General features: G+C 40.1%; 19 protein-coding genes and 1 pseudogene. 13 read left to right on the top strand and 7 right to left on the bottom strand.

The window, feature by feature from the left end; translation table 11 throughout:
* Positions 1 to 40 precede the first annotated feature (40 nt).
* From AC2YHV_RS13700 to AC2YHV_RS13660, 9 genes are all read left to right on the top strand, one after another.
* A complete protein-coding gene (locus AC2YHV_RS13700; RefSeq protein ID WP_057275880.1) occupies positions 41 to 1,189 on the top strand; it encodes a M20 peptidase aminoacylase family protein in 1,149 nt (382 codons plus the stop codon).
* Positions 1,182 to 1,976, top strand: a complete 795-nt coding sequence (locus AC2YHV_RS13695) for a GNAT family N-acetyltransferase (protein WP_487373412.1) — start codon at positions 1,182 to 1,184, stop codon at positions 1,974 to 1,976. Before AC2YHV_RS13700 ends, AC2YHV_RS13695 begins: the two co-directional genes overlap by 8 nt.
* 13 nt (positions 1,977 to 1,989) lie before the next feature.
* Complete coding sequence (gene menC, locus AC2YHV_RS13690) at positions 1,990 to 3,102, top strand: o-succinylbenzoate synthase (RefSeq protein WP_487373411.1); 1,113 nt, start codon at positions 1,990 to 1,992, stop codon at positions 3,100 to 3,102.
* A gap of 130 nt (positions 3,103 to 3,232) precedes the next feature.
* Positions 3,233 to 4,312 (top strand): YkvI family membrane protein, encoded by a 1,080-nt coding sequence (locus AC2YHV_RS13685; protein WP_487373410.1) that lies wholly within the window; start codon positions 3,233 to 3,235, stop codon positions 4,310 to 4,312.
* A 163-nt stretch (positions 4,313 to 4,475) separates the two neighbouring features.
* Positions 4,476 to 5,891, top strand: a complete 1,416-nt coding sequence (locus tag AC2YHV_RS13680; protein WP_063577218.1) for a SpoVR family protein — start codon at positions 4,476 to 4,478, stop codon at positions 5,889 to 5,891.
* Between the two features lie 176 nt (positions 5,892 to 6,067).
* Entirely contained in the window at positions 6,068 to 6,553 is a 486-nt protein-coding gene (locus tag AC2YHV_RS13675) for an arsinothricin resistance N-acetyltransferase ArsN1 family A (RefSeq protein WP_487373409.1), read from the top strand.
* A gap of 22 nt (positions 6,554 to 6,575) precedes the next feature.
* Positions 6,576 to 6,773 carry a hypothetical protein gene (locus tag AC2YHV_RS13670; RefSeq protein ID WP_487373408.1) on the top strand — a complete coding sequence of 66 codons (198 nt, stop codon included), beginning with the start codon at positions 6,576 to 6,578 and terminating at the stop codon, positions 6,771 to 6,773.
* A 71-nt stretch (positions 6,774 to 6,844) separates the two neighbouring features.
* On the top strand, positions 6,845 to 7,300 hold the full coding sequence (locus AC2YHV_RS13665) for a MarR family winged helix-turn-helix transcriptional regulator (RefSeq protein WP_328138433.1): 456 nt from the start codon (positions 6,845 to 6,847) through the stop codon (positions 7,298 to 7,300).
* Positions 7,301 to 7,362: 62 nt separating this feature from the next.
* On the top strand, positions 7,363 to 8,736 hold the full coding sequence (locus tag AC2YHV_RS13660; protein ID WP_487373407.1) for an NAD(P)-binding domain-containing protein: 1,374 nt from the start codon (positions 7,363 to 7,365) through the stop codon (positions 8,734 to 8,736).
* 239 nt (positions 8,737 to 8,975) lie between these two features.
* Here the strand turns inward: AC2YHV_RS13660 and AC2YHV_RS13655 are convergent, their stop codons facing one another.
* From AC2YHV_RS13655 to AC2YHV_RS13645, 3 genes are all read right to left on the bottom strand, one after another.
* Positions 8,976 to 9,686: a DUF421 domain-containing protein gene (locus AC2YHV_RS13655; RefSeq protein ID WP_487373406.1), complete on the bottom strand. Its 711-nt coding sequence runs from the start codon at positions 9,684 to 9,686 to the stop codon at positions 8,976 to 8,978.
* 273 nt (positions 9,687 to 9,959) lie between these two features.
* Complete coding sequence (locus tag AC2YHV_RS13650) at positions 9,960 to 10,778, bottom strand: cupin domain-containing protein (RefSeq protein ID WP_487373405.1); 819 nt, start codon at positions 10,776 to 10,778, stop codon at positions 9,960 to 9,962.
* A gap of 245 nt (positions 10,779 to 11,023) precedes the next feature.
* On the bottom strand, positions 11,024 to 11,290 hold the full coding sequence (locus tag AC2YHV_RS13645; protein WP_487373404.1) for a hypothetical protein: 267 nt from the start codon (positions 11,288 to 11,290) through the stop codon (positions 11,024 to 11,026).
* A gap of 683 nt (positions 11,291 to 11,973) precedes the next feature.
* Between AC2YHV_RS13645 and AC2YHV_RS13640 the strand changes: the two genes are divergently transcribed.
* From AC2YHV_RS13640 to arsC, 3 genes are read left to right on the top strand one after another with little or no spacing between them, the layout of a single operon-like run.
* Entirely contained in the window at positions 11,974 to 12,321 is a 348-nt protein-coding gene (locus AC2YHV_RS13640; protein WP_487373403.1) for an ArsR/SmtB family transcription factor, read from the top strand.
* A gap of 17 nt (positions 12,322 to 12,338) precedes the next feature.
* Entirely contained in the window at positions 12,339 to 13,637 is a 1,299-nt protein-coding gene (locus AC2YHV_RS13635; RefSeq protein ID WP_487373402.1) for an arsenic transporter, read from the top strand.
* Positions 13,638 to 13,669: 32 nt separating this feature from the next.
* Positions 13,670 to 14,089, top strand: a complete 420-nt coding sequence (gene arsC / locus AC2YHV_RS13630) for an arsenate reductase (thioredoxin) (RefSeq protein ID WP_063596739.1) — start codon at positions 13,670 to 13,672, stop codon at positions 14,087 to 14,089.
* Positions 14,090 to 14,171: 82 nt separating this feature from the next.
* Here arsC and AC2YHV_RS13625 read toward each other — a convergent pair whose 3' ends face one another.
* Complete coding sequence (locus AC2YHV_RS13625; protein WP_487373401.1) at positions 14,172 to 14,948, bottom strand: SurA N-terminal domain-containing protein; 777 nt, start codon at positions 14,946 to 14,948, stop codon at positions 14,172 to 14,174.
* A 694-nt stretch (positions 14,949 to 15,642) separates the two neighbouring features.
* Between AC2YHV_RS13625 and AC2YHV_RS13620 the strand changes: the two are divergent.
* Positions 15,643 to 16,062 (top strand): annotated as a pseudogene (locus AC2YHV_RS13620) (HD-GYP domain-containing protein).
* A gap of 83 nt (positions 16,063 to 16,145) precedes the next feature.
* Here the strand turns inward: AC2YHV_RS13620 and AC2YHV_RS13615 are convergent.
* Genes AC2YHV_RS13615 through AC2YHV_RS13605 form a run of 3 tightly spaced genes read right to left on the bottom strand, consistent with a single transcriptional unit; the run spans position 16,146 to position 18,682 of the window.
* Positions 16,146 to 16,700: a TVP38/TMEM64 family protein gene (locus AC2YHV_RS13615; RefSeq protein ID WP_487373400.1), complete on the bottom strand. Its 555-nt coding sequence runs from the start codon at positions 16,698 to 16,700 to the stop codon at positions 16,146 to 16,148.
* Between the two features lies 1 nt (position 16,701).
* On the bottom strand, positions 16,702 to 17,379 hold the full coding sequence (locus AC2YHV_RS13610) for a response regulator transcription factor (protein ID WP_487373399.1): 678 nt from the start codon (positions 17,377 to 17,379) through the stop codon (positions 16,702 to 16,704).
* Positions 17,357 to 18,682 carry a HAMP domain-containing sensor histidine kinase gene (locus AC2YHV_RS13605; RefSeq protein WP_487373398.1) on the bottom strand — a complete coding sequence of 442 codons (1,326 nt, stop codon included), beginning with the start codon at positions 18,680 to 18,682 and terminating at the stop codon, positions 17,357 to 17,359. Before AC2YHV_RS13605 ends, AC2YHV_RS13610 begins: the two co-directional genes overlap by 23 nt.
* Positions 18,683 to 18,914 lie beyond the last annotated feature (232 nt).

Genomic DNA, 18,914 nt, shown 5'->3' with positions numbered 1-18,914 from the left:
ACATGCCCATTAAACCGGTAAGGGGGAGACAGAAATGGATATCACACAAACTATCGAAAAATTAAGACCGCGTATACTCGATATTTTTGACCATTTACACGCAAATCCAGAAACGAGTTGGAATGAGGTGAATACGACAGCTTTCATTTCAAGTATTTTAACGGGGAATCAGTGTACGGTAAAAACATTCGAGGACTGTACAGGTGTGGTAGGCGAAATCGGGGATGGGGATTTCACGGTCGGATTACGATCGGATATCGATGCACTTTGGCAGGAGGTGCAAGGGACGTTTCAAGCCAATCATTCCTGTGGACACGATGGTCATATGACCTTGGCATTAGGAGTATTCCTTGTATTGAAGGAAATGGGCTTTCGTCCAAGAGGCAAGCTGAAATTCATTTTCCAACCTGCTGAAGAAAAAGGTACGGGCGCCTTGAAGATGATTGAAGAAAAAGTATTGGATAATGTCGATTTCCTTTATGGAGTGCACCTAAGACCGGTTGAGGAAGTGAAAGATGGGCAAGCGGCGCCAGCCATTGTGCATGGAGCCGCTCAGTTCATTAAAGGTGAAATAGCGGGAACTGATGCGCATGGAGCAAGACCGCATCAAGGGCAGAATGCCATCGAGATAGGAGCGGCATTCATCACTTTGTTAAATGGAATCCATCTCAATCCGTCCATCCCTTATTCCGTAAAAATGACGCAGTTTTTTGCTGGCGGCGAAAGTTCCAATATCATCCCAGGGAGAGCCACTTTTTCATTGGATTTAAGGGCACAGGATAATGCAGTGATGAAAGAGCTCACCAAAAAGGTGGAAAAGGTTGCAGAATCTTTGGCCATTGTCCATGGAGTCGAAGTGAAACTCGAACCGGGAACCTGTGTTGCTGCAGCAACCGTGAACGATCAAGCCCAGGAAATAATGTCTGAAGCGATAGCCGATACGCTTGGAGAAGAAAATTTGGTAGCGCCTGTCATTACAACAGGAGGAGAGGATTTTCACTTTTATACGTTGAAAAGACCTGAACTCAAAGCGACGATGCTTGGATTGGGCTGTGATTTGGCACCAGGGCTCCATCATCCGAACATGACATTCAATAAAGAAGCTTTGTTATCGGGAATTGAAATCCTGGCCAAAGCCATCATACTCACTTTTGAGAAATATGGAGGGGAGGGCCACTTACATGACTGAAGAATTTATCATAAAATCCCTATCCGGACTAGAGGATCTACAAGAAGTGCAGCGGCTGGAAGCCCTTGTATGGGGCATGGATTGCGTTCCCATCCATCAGACGATTACGGCTGTCAAAAACGGCGGGCTTGTATTAGGCGGCTATATCAATGGCCAGTTAGTCGGGTTTCAATACAGTTTCCCGGGATTCAAGGACGGAAGGGGATATCTTTGTTCACATATGTTAGCCATCCATCCGGCCCATCAAAAGAAGGGCTACGGCAGATTACTTAAACTTGCACAAAAAGAAGAAGCACTTAAAAAGGGCTACGACTTGATCACATGGACATATGATCCATTGGAAAGTGTGAATGCAAACTTGAATATCGGTAAGCTAAAAGCTGTTTGCTCTACATATATGGAAGATTGTTATGGAAATATGAAGGATACCCTCAATGAAGGACTTTCCACTGATCGATTCATGGTGGAATGGAATATACGGCAGGAAGCAAAGGAAGAGACTCCGCTTCTTGATAAAGCCATACACATCGTAACGACAGGAATGAATGACCAAGGCTTTCCTTACATCAAGGATTATCATTTCGAAACCAATGCCGAGGTGATCGCCATCCCCATTCCGACGGATATTCAACAAATCAAAAAATCTGATCTTCGCCTTGCGATTGATTGGCGGTTAAAAACCGGTGAATTATTCAAAGCTCTTTTTGCCAGAGGATATGTTGCAGCCGGGATTGAACGGGAAAAAGGTGAAAACATTCAAAACTATTTATTAAAAAAACAAGAATGAGAGGGGAATCGGGATGAAAATAACGGAAGTGCGTTTACGTCATTTAAATATGGATTTGGTAGCTCCCTTTACTACAAGCTTTGGAACGTTTTTGGATAAGGAGTTCATTCTTGTGGAAGTGAAAAATGGAGAGGGACTTTCAGGCTGGGCTGAATCTGTGGCATTTTCAGCACCTTGGTATAACGAAGAAACGATAAAAACCAATTGGACCATGCTGGAGGATTTCCTGATTCCGCTTGTATTGGATAAAGAAATAGAGCATCCTCGTGATGTATCGGATATGTTCTCGCATATCCGTAAAAATAATATGGCAAAATCGGCTATCGAGGGGGCCATCTGGGATTTATACGCAAAAGAAAAGAATATCCCTTTAAGTATGGCTTTAGGCGGGGAGCTGGAAAAAATCGATGTTGGGATCAGTATCGGCATCCAAAAAACGGTACCTGAATTACTGGCAAAGATAGAAGCTGGATTGAAGGATGGATATAAAAGAATCAAAATGAAAATTCAACCAGGTTGGGATGTAGACGTAATCAAGGAAGTGCGCAATCGATATCCCGATATCCCGATCATGGCAGATGCAAACTCCGCTTACCGGCTGAAAGACATTGAATTATTCAAACAACTTGATCAATTTGATTTAATGATGATCGAGCAGCCTTTGTCATCGGATGATATTGTCGATCATGCCACATTACAAGCGGAAATCAAAACACCGATTTGCTTGGATGAAAGTATACATTCCGTCGAAGATGCTAGAAAAGCCCTTGAATTGGGAAGCTGTAAAATCATTAATATTAAGATTGGCAGGGTTGGCGGTTTAACGGAAGCAATGAAAATACATGAATTATGTAAAGAAAGGAATGTACCGGTTTGGTGCGGTGGCATGTTGGAATCTGGTGTGGGGCGTGCCCATAATATCGCATTGACAACACTTGATAACTTCACGATGCCTGGTGATACGGCAGCATCCGCGAATTATTGGCATAAAGACATCATCCAACCAGAGGTTACAGTGAATGATGGGGTCATAACCGTTCCAAAAGCGGCAGGCATTGGCTATGAAGTCGATTACACAGCGGTCGATGAATTCACTTCCTATAGTAAAAGATATACAAATAAATAAGAGTTGGAATTAAAGGACCTTCCGGCTTCAGGGGCAATTGCCCCTGAAGCCGGAAGGATAATGAAGAAAGGAAAGATATTCTCATAACTTAAATTGTCAGAATAATCATATAATTAAGGTGGTATTTGATATGAAAAACAGTATAAATCTTGCGGGAGCATATATTGGAATCATCATTGGAGCAGGTTTTGCTTCAGGACAAGAAGTGTTACAGTTCTTCACGAGTTTTGGAATCTACAGTGTATTGGGTATTGTGGTGGCGACAGTTTTATTCGCGTTTTTGGGCATGCAAGTTACCCAGTTAGGGAGCACTCTCCAGACACGTTCCCATAAAAGCATCATCGATCATATTTGCGGCCGCTTTATAGGCAGGGTGGTCGATATTATCATCACGTTTTTCTTGTTTGGCGTTACAGTCATCATGATTGCCGGCTCCGGAACGATTTTTGAGGAACAATTCGGGATTCCAAGCATGGTCGGTGCAATCGTCATGACGGTGCTTACAATTGGTACGCTTTTACTTAATGTTAATAAAATAATGTCCATCATTAGTGCCATCACACCGTTTTTATTCGTTATCATGATCATTATTTCAGGTTATTCATTTTTCACATCCAATCTAAGTTTCAATCAAATCATTTCATCTTCAAGTAAAGGAACGGCTGCTACCGGAAATTGGTTGATGGGTTCATTACTTTATGTTTCATATAATATGACTGCCGGAATTGCCATGCTGGCCGTAATGGGCGGGACCTTCAAGAATAAGAAACAGGCTGGAATGGGAGGAATCCTGGGGGGTATCGGATTGGGGATCCTGTTATTTTTGATCAATTTGGGGATGATGTCCGACTTGAAGGGCATAGAAGGCTCTGGTATGCCTACCCTTCATTTAGCGAATCAGATTTCTCCATGGTTGGGATATATCCTATCAATCATCCTTTTAGGAATGATTTATAATACAGCTGTCGGGATGCTGTATGCATTCACCGCCAGGCTGGTGCCTGCGGAAACGAAACGATTTAAATTATCCGTGATTATAGTCGGGATTCTCGCCTTCCTTGCAAGTTTCGTTGGCTTTATTAAATTGGTTGGGACGGTATACCCAATCACAGGATACTTAGGTTTTGTCATCATTGCAGCGCTCATCATTTCCTGGATCCGTTCAAAAATGAAAAAAGAGGCTGTGAATCCGGAATTAGCAAAATTTTAATATCAAAGGGATTGAGTGCAGAACTGCATGAAACATTTGGCCTGACATCTTCTTCATGGAGGTGTTTTTTTTCTGTTATCGAGGACCTTTACTCATGATCACGGCATTTTTCCTCCTTTTTTTCATACATTAGTTTAAAGGCGGAAGACAAGGGGGATATCGGATGAATGAAGCGGAGCAAAAGGCTCTGGAATATGCCATTAGTGAAATTACAGAAATAGCAACGGGGTTCGGGTTGGATTTTTACCCGATGCGCTATGAAATTTGCCCTTCAGAAATCATTTATACATTTGGTGCCTACGGGATGCCGACCCGTTTTTCTCATTGGAGCTTTGGAAAGCAATTTCATAAAATGAAGCTGCAGTACGACTTTGGATTAAGTAAAATCTATGAACTGGTCATTAACTCTGATCCTTGTTACGCTTTTCTGCTGGACTCCAATTCACTTGTACAAAATAAATTGATTGTTGCCCACGTTTTGGCGCATTGTGACTTCTTTAAGAATAATGTACGTTTCAATAATACCAAGAGGGATATGGTAGAAAGTATGTCGGCAACGGCAGAAAGAATCCGTGAATATGAAATCCTTCATGGCAAAAAGGAAGTGGAAACCTTCCTGGATGCACTTTTAGCCATTGAAGAACATATCGATCCGTCGCTGATGAGACCGAAGCTTGCCTGGACGATGGAAGATGAGGAAGAAGAAGAGGAAATAAAACCGACAGCCACACAATACGATGATTTATGGAATCTTGATAATAAGGATAAACCGCAGAAATCCAACATTAAAAAAAGAAAAAAATTCCCGCCAAGGCCAGAAAAGGATATTATGCTTTTCATAGAACAGTACAGCAGGGATTTAACCGATTGGCAGCGGGATATCATGACGATGATCAGGGAAGAGATGCTGTATTTCTGGCCGCAGCTGGAAACGAAAATCATGAACGAAGGCTGGGCATCCTACTGGCATCAGCGCATTATCCGTGAATTGGATCTATCCTCAGGGGAAGCCATTGAATTCGCGAAACTGAACGCAGGTGTCGTGCAGCCTTCACGGACCAGCATCAATCCTTATTATCTTGGATTGAAAGTGCTTGAAGATATTGAAGAACGCTATGATAATCCGACCGAAGAAATGATCAGGCTCGGCGTCAAGCCAGGATCTGGCCGGGAAAAGATGTTCGAGGTCAGGGAAATCGAATCGGATATTTCCTTTCTCCGCAATTATTTGACGAAGGACCTGGTCATGCGGGAGGATATGTACCTATTCCAAAAGCAGGGCAAGGATTATAAAATCGTCGATAAGGCATGGGAACATGTTCGTGATCAACTCGTGAGCATGAGGGTTAACGGAGGTTTCCCTTATATCACAGTTAACGATGGGGACTTCATGCGTAATGGGGAACTTTATCTAAAACATTGGTATGAAGATATTGAGCTGGATCTGAAATATCTCGAAAAAGTCATGCCATATATCCATCAGCTTTGGGGCCGCTCCGTGCATATGGAATCAGTCATAGAAGGAAAAGAAGTCCTGTTTTCCTATGATGGAAAAGGCATTCACCGTAAATATTTATAAAGCTGAAAACTGCCGGTCATTCGGCAGTTTTCTTGTTTCAAGCACTTTTATTCGTATAGTGATCCTGATCCTTTCTATAAAAAACCAAAATACTTGTAATTTGCAATTATGGATGTTATAAATCGACTAAGAATATTAAAAAAATCATTTGGCAAACGAAAGGAGAATGGTATGTTATGATCATTCGTGAAGCGATTGAAGCAGACTTGGACTCGGTCAAAGATATATACAATCAGGGGATTGAGGATAGAATTGCCACGTTGGAAACGGAAACGAAGGATCAAGTCTACATGGAGGAATGGTTTGCCAAGCATATCGGGCGATATAAGCTGATTGTCGCCGAGCAAGATGGGGAAATTGTCGGTTGGGCTTCCTTGAACCAATATAACAGCCGTATTGCTTATAAAGGGGTTGCCGATTTATCCGTATATATCTCGAGAGATCATCGAGGAAAAGGGATTAGCGGTTTATTGCTGCAATCTATCGAAAAGCACGCAAAAGAAAATGACTTCAATAAGATTGTGTTATTCACTTTTCCCTTTAACCAGATTGGGCAAGGATTGTACAGAAAACGGGGGTATAGAGAAGTGGGAGTGTTTAAGAACCAGGGAATATTAGACGGTGAATTTGTCGATGTGATGGCTATGGAGAAATTACTGTAAACAATTAGGGGGTAGGAGTATTATGACAGTGAACCATTCAAGCGTATTGTCTGTCAGTTATTTTGATGCCTATTTCAAGCTTGTTTTAACATCGCGTGAACCTGTGGCGGATAATGCAAAGAAATACATCGAAAAGAACTTTTTCAAAGGAGAAGCGTGCTATTACGGCGAGGAAACTCACCGAAATTTCATGACGGCTTTTAACAAGCTAAAAGGATAAATAAAAAATAATTGAATCAAATAGTTGCAAAATGCAAATAATTGGCGTATAAATAAAGCGAGGTGAAAGTAATGGAAAATGAAAACCTTAGAGGTCTCTTCCAACTCTTGACAAGACGGTTTGGATTATTGAATAAAAATTGCTGTAGCGCTGATGGAATTGAAATTTCACTCGTTCAAAGCCATATCCTGTATGAAATACATCGACAAAACAAAGCTTCCATCCAGCAAATTGCAGAAACCCTAGGAACGGACATTACGACGTTCAGCCGACAAATCCAATCCCTGATCAAATTGAATTTGGTCACAAAAAAGCAAGATGCTGAAGATCGGAGAATTTCCATCCTTTCTTTGACCGAAGAAGGAATGAAGGTCAATCAAACCATCGATCAGCAAATGAATGATTACTTGAATGAGGTCTTCAAGACGATGAATGAGTTTGAAAAGGAATCCGTCGTGCGTTCCCTGAAATTGCTTAATGATAAAATGCTGAAGTCTTCCGTATGTTGTACTACTCCTTGGGGGTAGTATATTTTTTGACAATACTTGCAAATCACAACTTTTTTAAGGGGATTTAGGAGGGAATAATGATGGGTCAATTTGATAAAAGTGCATTACCCGTAGCAATTATAGGCGGAGGTCCTGTGGGGCTTGCAGCGGCCGCTCATTTACTGAAAAAAGAGGAGAAGTTTATCGTATTGGAAGCGGGCGAATCGGTTGGTTCGAGTATGCTGGAGTGGGGACACGTTCGCATGTTTTCTCCGTGGCAGTATAACATCGATCAAGCAGCAAAGAAATTACTGGAGAACGCTGGCTGGACGTCACCTGACGAAGAAGCTTTGCCGACAGGTCGCGAACTGGTTGAAAAGTACCTTCTGCCTTTAAGTAACCTTCCAGAAATAAAAGAACAGATCATGTTGCAGGCAAAAGTAGTCGGAGTTGCCAAAAAGGCTCACGATAAATTAAAAACAGGAAAACGGGACACGGTTCCCTTTCAACTCTATGTAGAAGTGAATGGTGACACAACAGTCATTGAAGCGAAAGCGGTCATTGATTCATCAGGTACTTGGACCAATCCAAACCCCATCCTTTCAAATGGAATATGGACGAATGCGGAGAGACAATTACACAATCAAATCCACTATGGCATTCCTAACGTCGTACAACTGGAAAACAGATATCAAAATAAAACCACCTTGGTGATCGGGAGCGGCCATTCTGCCATCAATGCTCTATTGGATTTGGCCACCTTACAGCAAAAATTTACGGATACCAAGATCTACTGGGTTCTTCGTAAAAAACAAATCCATGAAGTGTACGGTGGGCAAGAAAACGACGGGCTGGCGGCTCGTGGAGAGTTGGGCATAAGAATTCAGCAATTAGTGGAGTCTGGACGAATCAATATTCTTACACCCTTTCATATTAATGGAGTGTATCCAACAAACGATAAAATCACGGTAGTAGGAGAACTAAACGGAGAAGAATTCACAATCGGTGACATCGATGAAATGGTGGTGAGTACGGGTTTCAGGCCCGATACAAGCTTTTTAAATGAAATAAGGATAAACCTTGATTCAACTGTGGAAAGCATATACACGCTTGCTCCGCTAATTGATCCCAATATTCATAGCTGTGGAACGGTGAGACCGCATGGTGAACAGGAATTACGGCACCCTGAAAAGAACTTCTACATTGTTGGGATGAAGAGTTATGGAAGAGCACCTACATTCTTACTGGCAACAGGCTACGAACAAGTCCGTTCCGTGGTGGCTTATCTCACAGGGGATGTAGAGGGGGCAAAAGAAGTAAACTTGGAACTGCCTGAAACAGGAGTTTGCAGTGTGAATCTTGCATCTAATTCCTGCGATTCTGATATTCCTGCAACTGAAACAAACGATCGTTCTTGCTATGGCAGCCCCGTTCTAGCGAGGTTAGAAATTAAAAAGAATTCATGTTGTGAATAAACCAAAAGACCAGTCTGATGAATCAGGCTGGTCTTTTTATAGGCCTTGTTAAACATTTTTTTGAACAAATAGAAGAGAAAACTTATTGTGAGCTTTTTTCGTGCCCTATGGATGTTAGGATTTCCTGAATAGAGTTAATAAAACAAACCACGAAAGGGGATTTCTTTATGTATAGTTTTTACTTTTAGTTACAAAATGAAGAATGGTTGTGAACGAAACTCTTGTGTTCCAATCAATAATTATTCTTTATCAATAGGGGAATGAATATGATCCCTAAATGTATCAACATACAAATTACCATTGGCAGCCAGTACTGCATAAACAACATCATGTTTTAATAAATTACGTTTTATTAACTCTGATTCTAACCATGAAAACGTTATATTATTTTGTTCTAAATTCTCTTTAATTATTTCTCCATCCATAATAAGTTCAATAGGTAACTTCTGTTCAGGCATTACTGGAATCATCAAATCCTGTTTTGTAACGTTCCTAAATTGCGGCTTTTTTAGTACTGTTAACGTTCCATTTGTTTCAACTATGGCAAATAGAACCTCTTCAATGTTAAAAATATCCCTTTCCCTTAGTTGTTGATTTAAATAATCCAATGTATATCGCATTTTATTCATGTTTCCTTCTAAAATTTTTCCATCTTGCATCACAATTGTGGGATCTCCAGCCAGAAATTTTCTTCCTTTACTATTTTTTAATGAAATAAGTGCCATCAGGAAAATAATTGCTATATATATAGTAAATGCAATAATTGTATGATGTACCTTAATAGAAGTATTGAAGGCTAAATTCGCTGCAATAGCTCCTAGCGAAATTGTTGCAACAAAATCAAACATTGTCATTTGAGATATCGTTTGTTTACCTAATATTTTTGTTCCAACTAGTAATAAACTGAAAGAAGTAATTGACCTCAAAATTACCTCGATATGTTCAGGCATTTTCCCACCCCGATTTTATCTATTGTTAGTCATATTATACCCTTGATTTTTTTTATTTATTTCACATTGTATTAACCGCATTCTCGATATATAAGAAAAAGACAGGTTTCCCTGTCCTCAATATTAGTATATTTCATATTAACTTTTCGATATATTCATTATTAATAACAATTTCTATTTGTGATCGGTTCACCATGATAATTCTGATTCTACCCGTGGTCTTTAAAAGGGCTAAGGGAACTGTCCTCAGCTCGCACCATGATAGTTTTCACTCTATTTATACATATTTTTGCTTTGCTGAAGAAGTTTGGATTCTCCTGTACGTTCCCATTCTTCTACTGTTTCATATGCTCTTTCAGGAGAATATCCTTTCCCTACAAGAACTCCCATTAGAATAAATTCTTGAAGAATGTGCGTGGAATTTATTCCTCTTTTAACATCCTCTAATCCTTCCTTTACCAAAAATTCCGTGTACTGTATCCATTCATCTGGAGTCATACCAACTGTTTTTCCATTGCCATTTCCGTCTTCCGCAGCAAATGCATCTGCTTTGGTAACATGAACAGTACCAAATGGATGGTTAGGAGGAGCATATATTGCGTAAAGTTTAAGAGGAATATTACCTGTATTGATTAGATTATGCCATGTACCAGCAGGTATCATTATTGCAGAATCATCATAGACATTTCTTTCAAAGTTTAAATTTTCTTTACTCGTGCCCATTTGAACAATGCCCTGGCCTTGTTCAATGCGTAAGAATTGGTCAACATTAGGATGGATTTCCAAACCGATATCTTCGCCAACGTTCAGACTCATCAAAGTAACTTGTGAATGTGTTCCTGTCCATAAAGCAGTACGATAGGTATTGTTTTGCTTCGTTGCTTCATTGATATTAACGACAAATGGATTTGGTCCATAATCTGTTAAAAAAACACTTCCACTACTGTTGGAAGAGCGAAAAGACTCATATCTGTTTGCATACTCTAACTCATTAGGAAAATTCCAGTAAACTGACGGTCTTCCATAGTTATACATTGGTACATTAACATAATCAAGATATTGATACGGATACATATAGGGAACATAGTACATTTTTCTCAATCCCTTCACAGTTTATAAAATTACCCGATGCACTTGGTAAGGGAATGTACTTATCATTCAGGTCAAATTAACTAAAATCCACTGTTTTATTAAATAGCCCGATTGTTGAACAAAGACCAAACATTATTATTCAACTATAAACTTTCCCTTTAGTTGAACCTACTTCCTTAAGGGATTTTGGCGGTGTTGAACTGTCGTAATTTTTACATTTGAAGAAGAATATACACAATGATAATTTACTTTGTTCTCACGCCTCTTTTTGTTAATACATTTGTTAATTTGTCAATTTGCTGTTGCATTTTTTCAAGCTTCTCATCTAATTCTTTTTGATCTTGTTTTTCTTTTTCTGAATCAATGATTGCCTCATCCATAGCAGTTAAAATTGCTAATGCTGTCAGACCGTCTGCAATAGTGGTAAGAATAGCAGCTGTTAGCCCAAGTCTGAGACTAGGACTTATTGGCGATTGTTCATTTTGTTCTGATTTTGAATAGGTGTTATTCATACAATTGCTCCCTCATTCAACAATGTTAGAAAAGTTCAAATTAAAACTTATGTTCAAGGGTTTTGGGTAATACATTTTCTTGCAATCAGACTTTATTCGTTCTCTTCTTATTTCAGAATGAGCTAAATATGGCCTCTGTCAACGGTACCGAAGGGAGGATAAGGAGTTGACAGATTCACTGCACCAATTCCCTCTTGGTGTCTAAAAAACACTCTAACTACTCCTTTAAAAAACAGCTACAACATGAGTTCGTTTTTTTAAAATGCACTATTTCCGTAGGCTGTGGCAAATCCAGCGCTATAACCATAAACACCCGCATAAGCGATTACTAGGCAGAACCTTCATCAAATCCCCCACAATCGCCAGTAACACGAGACATACAATTACTCCTTATAAGTTTTAAGGAGGGTTACTTACATTAAGTTATGTTCCACATAGGTAAATGACACAGTTTTTTAAGAGTAGCTTTGCAGTACTCTAACGTATGCCTGCAACTATCCTGCCCCGTTAGTTCATCAAAAAAATCAATAACACCCTTTATGAAACATCTTTTTAGCATACTATAATTTATTTTGTTGAATATTTAATCGTTGATTAAATAAGAATATGCTTATACAATGATATTGTATTGAATAAGGACATAAGCATTTGATTATATGTTTGATTAGGCTAGGAGGAATAACATGCAAACGAATGAAGCGTTGGATATAGAGGCTACGGCAAATGTTCTTAAACTTTTAGGTGATAAAACACGTTTGACGATGGTAAAAATTATGTCTGAACATGAATGTTGTGTCTGTGAATTTGTAGACCTGTTTGATATGAGCCAACCTGCTATTAGCCAACATTTACGAAAGTTGAAAGATAGCGGAATTGTGAATGAAGCGAGAAGGGGACAATGGATATTCTACTCGTTAAACCAATCATCCTCGTATTACTCATTTATTCAAACGGTCATCAAGGACTTGCCGAGTCAAAACTTTAAATTAGAAGAATTAACAGCACAAGGAAAACGGATTTGTTGTGACTAACGAGGAGGAGAACATCAGTGGGTACAGTTATATTAGCTAGTATCATCTTTTTGCTGACGTTGACATTCGTCATCTGGCAACCCAAGGGATTGTCAATCGGCTGGTCAGCATGCGGGGGGGCGGTACTTGCCTTACTATTTGGGGTTGTTGACTTCAACGATGTAATTACTGTTACAAGTATTGTATGGAACGCGACGTTGGCGTTCATTGCTATTATCATTATTTCTTTGATTTTAGATGAAATTGGTTTCTTTGAATGGGCAGCCCTGCATATGGCTAGAGCGGCTAAGGGAAATGGAGTAAGGATGTTTGTGTATGTGAGCATTCTCGGTGCTCTAGTCGCTGCGTTCTTTGCAAATGACGGAGCCGCTCTCATTTTAACTCCGATTGTATTGGCGATGGTTCGAAACTTGAAGTTGGAAGAGAGAATGATCTTTCCATTTATCATCGCGAGTGGGTTTATAGCGGACACTACATCCTTACCGCTTGTGGTAAGTAATCTGGTCAACATTGTTTCTGCTGACTTTTTTGATATCGGATTTATTGAGTTCGCATCTAGAATGATCGTTCCCAACCTATTTTCATTAGCAGCAAGCATCCTGGTATTATATTTGTACTTCAGAAAGAGCATTCCGAAGAATTATGATATGGCCCAATTGAAGAAGCCAGTCGATGCCATTCGGGATGTGAAAATGTTTCGCCTGTCTGGGATTGTTTTAGGCATTCTGTTGGTAGGCTACTTTATCAGTGAATTTTTGAACATTCCTGTATCCATCATTGCAGGTGTTATCGCCATATTCTTCTTGTTTATGGCAAGACGAAGTCCAGCTGTAAATACCAAGACCGTTGTAAAGGGCGCACCATGGGCGATTGTGTTTTTCTCCATTGGAATGTATGTCGTGGTGTATGGATTGAGAAACGTTGGATTGACGAACATTTTAGCTGACCTTATACAAGTAACAGCTGATCAAGGATTATTCGCTGCTACTGTCGGGATGGGCTTCATCGCAGCCTTTCTTTCATCGCTTATGAATAACATGCCGACGGTCATGATAGATGCTCTTGCCATTTCCGACACCCATACAACAGGCGCAATCAGGGAGGCACTTATTTATGCAAATGTCATCGGTTCGGACTTGGGCCCGAAAATCACACCGATTGGTTCTTTGGCTACGTTATTGTGGCTGCATGTCCTTTCATTAAAAGGCGTGAAAATCTCATGGGGAACTTACTTTAAAACAGGAATCATCTTAACCATCCCAACATTGTTCATCACATTGGCCGGCTTATATATATGGCTGCAAATTATTCATTAAACCTTACTTTACAAACAAAGGAGAGAAACCGCATGGCTAAGAAAACGCTATACTTTTTATGTACTGGCAATTCTTGCAGAAGCCAAATGGCAGAAGCATGGGGGAAGAAATATTTAGGTGACGAATGGCAAGTGCTTAGTGCAGGAATCGAGGCCCATGGGTTAAATCCCAAAGCAGTAAAAGCAATGAATGAAGTTGGATTGGACATCTCCAATCAAACATCGGATATCATTGACCCAGATATATTGAATAATGCTGATTTTGTCGTTACATTATGTGGCGATGCGGCTGACAAATGTCCTATGACACCACCGCATGTCAAACGTGAACATTGGGGCTTTGATGACCCGGCAAAAGCGGAAGGAACAGATGAAGAGAAATGGGCAACCTTCCAACGTGTTCGAGATGAAATAGGTGAAAGAATTGCTCGTTTCTCTAGAACTGGTGAATAAATAATTGAAAATGCGTGGATGTTAGCATGCGGACCAAAGACCATAAAGAAAGAGCTGCCAAATTCGGCAGCTCTTTTCATCATTAAATCTTAATATCGACCTTAGCATTTTTCTGAAGTTCTTCGACATGCTTCACAAGCTTTTCTTGTTTCTTTTGCTGCTCTAGTTGTTCCTTGATTTGCGGCTTCATTTCTTCGAGTTTCTGTACCTTCTGTCCGCTTGTTTTAGCTTGCTCCGCAACCTGGTCGTAATACTTTTGGATTTCTTCATCAGTTGCTTCTTCTACTTTAATCTCTTTTTCAACGTACTTCGTATATGGGATGTTCTCTGCGATCTGGGCATTCAGCATTTCCGAATTCAGACCTGCTTGTTTCAATGCCGCCTTGAATTTATCTTCACTCTCATATTGCTTCTTGATTTCGGCAAGTTGCTTTTCAATTTCAGCCTTGGAAGCTGTGTAGCCCTTTTTATCAGCTGCTTGAAGCAGCAATTTTTGCCCCACTAAAGAGTTGAGCGTTTGCTCTTTAATTTGTTTGGCGCCCTCCTTGGATGTTGGGTCTTGTCCGAATTGCTGCATCTGCATTTGTGTGGTGGACAACACGGTATTATATTCCGCACCTGAAATTTTTTCGTCATTGACGATGGCTACCGTTTTCTTTTCATCAACCTTTTGCTTGTCCAGTTTCTTCTTCATTTCTTCCATCTGTTTTTGCTGTTCCTCAGTTGCTTTAGCCGTTTCTTTCTCAGTTGTTTTAGTCTCTTTCTCGTCATTTTTCTTATCAGCTTCATCGTTCGAACCACAAGCCGTTAGAACAACTGCCAATAATCCAATGATGATTGGGTACAATAGTTTCTTCATATTTCAGTCTCCTCTCGAATTCAATGCTAAAAAATCATCTAATGCGCATTATAAAGGAATTTCCCATTAAAACACAATAAATTCATTCTTTTTTCCAGAAAACAGGAAGATAGTATAGGCATCATCTCATTATATAAGTGTAACATTCGCGGAAATGAACCCATTTACCCTACGTCATGCAATATGCTTAAAGGGATGCGAAGGCTGATCCTGTTACAGTCAGAAACTAATCCATCTCTTACTCACAAAACGATGCTTAGTAACTAGTGTATATAAAACTTGTATGGTATTATATACCTTTTCGTCCGGATGTAGTTCATTTAACCTATCTTCCAAATCATGAACGGAGTGAGCCGTGACAATGAGAAAAGTGACTAAGAGACAGAGTTGAAATCCAGCAGATTATTGGAGGTATAGATTTTGAAAGGGAAATCAAGGCTGTCATGCGAATTGGCTGGGTATTCCAGGAACAGCATCATTGGGTTCAAAGTGAAGCGCATTTATTGAGAGTCCAAAACCTGACCAAGCAGCTTGTTATCGTTCATAATCGAAGCTGCCAGCTGAACTATCTAAAAGCTATATGAATCATATCGTCCATTCAAGTGTTGTGCATGATATCAGGAAAGCGGAGATTCCTGAGGGGATTTTATAAAAATCTGGCCCGTTATCCCCATATGAACGAAAAATCATCGAGATGCATCCGTTAATGGGATCCGATTTTTTGAATAAGATTTCAAGGGAAATAAACAATGATGTGATCAGCAGCCTGGAAGTGGCTGAAACCATCATCCCCCATCATCATGAAAAATGGGATGGAACGGGATATCCCCACCGTTTGAAAGGGGAGGAAATCCCATTGGAAGCTTGAATCGTTGCCATTGTGGATGTGTTTGATGCATTGACCAGCAGAAGGCCGTATAAAGACTCCTGGTCAGTGGAGCGGGCATTATCTTTCATAAACGAACAAAAAGGAAAGCATTTCGACCCATCCATCGTGATGTCTTTCTTTTGCCATTTTGATGAAAAGGCGGCGCAGAAAAAAGGCTGGATACCATTCGCAGCACAGGGATATAGTAAATTGCGAACTCGTCGCCTTCTGAATCCTTGGAGATAAAGGGTTAACGATTTGAAAAAAATAAGGAGTTTGTAAAATGGTAAATGAATCGCTTCAATTTACCAAAAAAATAGTGAAGCTCTTTACTCCCTTTCTTTTTTCTTATTTCTATTAAAATGATAAACGACTGAGATTACGAGAATCAACAGTATCAAAACAATCCTTATATCGTCCGATGCCTTCAATACCTGTGTTACCGAATATGCCTCGACAAGGAGGGCGGGCAGTTTTCCGATGGATGTCGCGAGGAAGAAAATCATCATTCCCGTCTTGCTTAATGCTGCTGTAAGGTTGATTGCGCCGGATGGTATAAAAGGAAGGAGCCTAAGCATCAGTATCATCCAAAATGCATGAAACCCTTGCGACTTTTGCAGCTTCTTGACCCACCGGTTCTTCATGAACTTGGGTTTGAGTGTTTGAAAGCCTTTACGATATAACCAAAAGCTGACCACTGCACCGGCAATTTCCCCTATGTAAGAAAGGATCAATCCCTTTTCAAATCCAAATACGCTGATATTGGCGGCCGTGATGAATACACTTGGAATAAAACCAAGCACGCTGATCAATATATTGAATACTAAACTTACAGCAATGGAGAAAGGGCCGCTGGATAGTAATGCCTCTGAAATGAAATTCATATCAAACCACAGTACTCCATTTATACCCGATGCCCCAGACCGTTTTCAAATGTTGATCTGCTGGAAAACCGGCATGACGCAATTTCTCTCTAATATTTCGAATATGGGAATCGATTGTCCGATCTTCGGTATCCGTTTTAAATCCCCATATGGTCGAAAGCAGGTGGTCTCTGGAATACACTTGATCTGGGGATTTTAAAAACAAGCACAGCAGTGAGAACTCTTTCGGTGTAAATGGAATTGTGTTGGTATCATAATGTGCTTCATAAGCGGATTCATTTAATTTTAGCCCCCTAAAGGTCAAAGAATCATCCTGAGTATGCATCCGCCGCGTCACTGCTTCGATTCTGGCAAGTAAAACATCTTCATGAAAGGGTTTCGTAATATAATCATCTGCACCCTTTTTCAACCCTTTCACCATATCTTGTGCAGCATCCCGCGCGGTGAGCATGATTATGGGAATGCTGGAGAACGCACGGATCCTTTCGCACGTTTCCCACCCATCCATCTCAGGCATCATTACATCAAGAAGTACTATGTCCGCATGTTCATGCGCTAAGAACTGTAAGGCTTCATGTCCAGATTTCATCTTCAGGCATGTATATCCGTGAGGTTTAATGTATAGCTCTAATAGATCAAGCATTCTCTGTTCATCATCAACCAGAACTACTGTCTTCATTTGTTATCTCCTTAAATGTGATAGTGAAGCACGTTCCTTGCTCCATGTTGCTTTTAACCGAAATGGTTCCACCTTGTATCTCCACTAATTGCTTGACGATGGATAGCCCCAATCCGAATCCGCCGGTATCTCTGGCGCGTGATTTCTCGACACGATATAAACGATCAAAGATATGGGGGACATCTTCAGGTGGAATGCCAACCCCTTGGTCGATTATGGAGATGGAAATCCAGCCATTGCATTCAGTGGCTTTGATGGTAGTGACTGTATATTCGTTCGAGTACTTTAGCGCATTATCCAACAGGTTAAGAATGACTTGCTCAAACCGTGAGGGATCTATAGCTATAAATAAATCATCCTTGCATTCCAGATTCAATTGAATTCTTTCATTTGCAAAAGCCGGTAACACTTTTTCATGAATGTTTTGCAGGAATGAAGAGAGCTGGACGATTTCTTTTGATATGGTGAATGTATTTACATCCATTCTAGCCATATTGAATAGTTCGTCCAATAATTTGTTTAATCGTTCGGATTCATCATGGATGATCTCTAAGTATCTTGTTCGTTCGGATGCATCCAAATCTTTCCGGCGGGTTATATCAGCGTATCCCTTGATATAAGTTAGCGGCGTGCGCAGTTCATGGGAGATACTTGCCAAAAATTCATTGCGTTCCTTCTTTAAATAGTTCAATTCATTAGCCAAGCTTTGAATGGATTGAGCAAGCTCCCCGAGTTCATCATTAGATCGTACCGGCACAGCCACTGAAAAATTCCCTTTGCTGAGTTTGGTTGTCGCTTCCTTCATCGAAATAAGCGGTCTAGTCAAAGCTTTTGATAGAAAATAGATGGTGATAAGCATGAATAAAAGGAGCAATGCAGTCGCAAAAAGGAAATGCCTATTAAGTTGTGCGATTAAATCCTCAACATCTCTAGTATCTTTGAACATATAAACATAGCCTTTTTTTTCTTTATCACTGATAAATGGAGTGACGGTGGCTATATATCTTTCATCCTTCCAACTTGATTGGAGGATCATACCTTTTCGGGGTACTTGGGAGATGTTTTTTGCCAAGATTTTGTTCATTCCCCCATTTACCTTTGCGGAAGATATCAGAATATCTCCTCTTGTATTAGTAATCACGACATCTGTATCGGTATGGTATTCCATCAAGCCGATATGCTTAAGGGTAGAGTCGGAATACGTGATTTCCAACACATCACGATGACTATTGCCACGGGCCTTCAGTGATTCCAATTCTTGATTGATACGGGAATGGATCACTTTATTATGCAAGTAAATCATGGAGACGGTTTCCATCAAAAAAATGCAAATAAATATAGATAGTCCGAGTTTAAAGGAGATTTTCAGGATTATTCACCTTCTTTATGAATAAAGTCAGTTTAGCGAAAAAGTATGAAGAAAGTATGCAGATTTTTTCAATTTCTTCGCATCTATTAAACAACGATAATCCGAATGATGACTTGTTGCAAGAGAGGCAATAGGTTAATGGGCCAAAACTGTCATTTTTTTAAGT

This window comes from Peribacillus sp. SRI_006, from assembly GCF_057586375.1.
The sequence above is the reverse complement of the archived record's forward strand: the minus strand, read 5'-3'. Positions and strand labels throughout refer to the sequence as shown.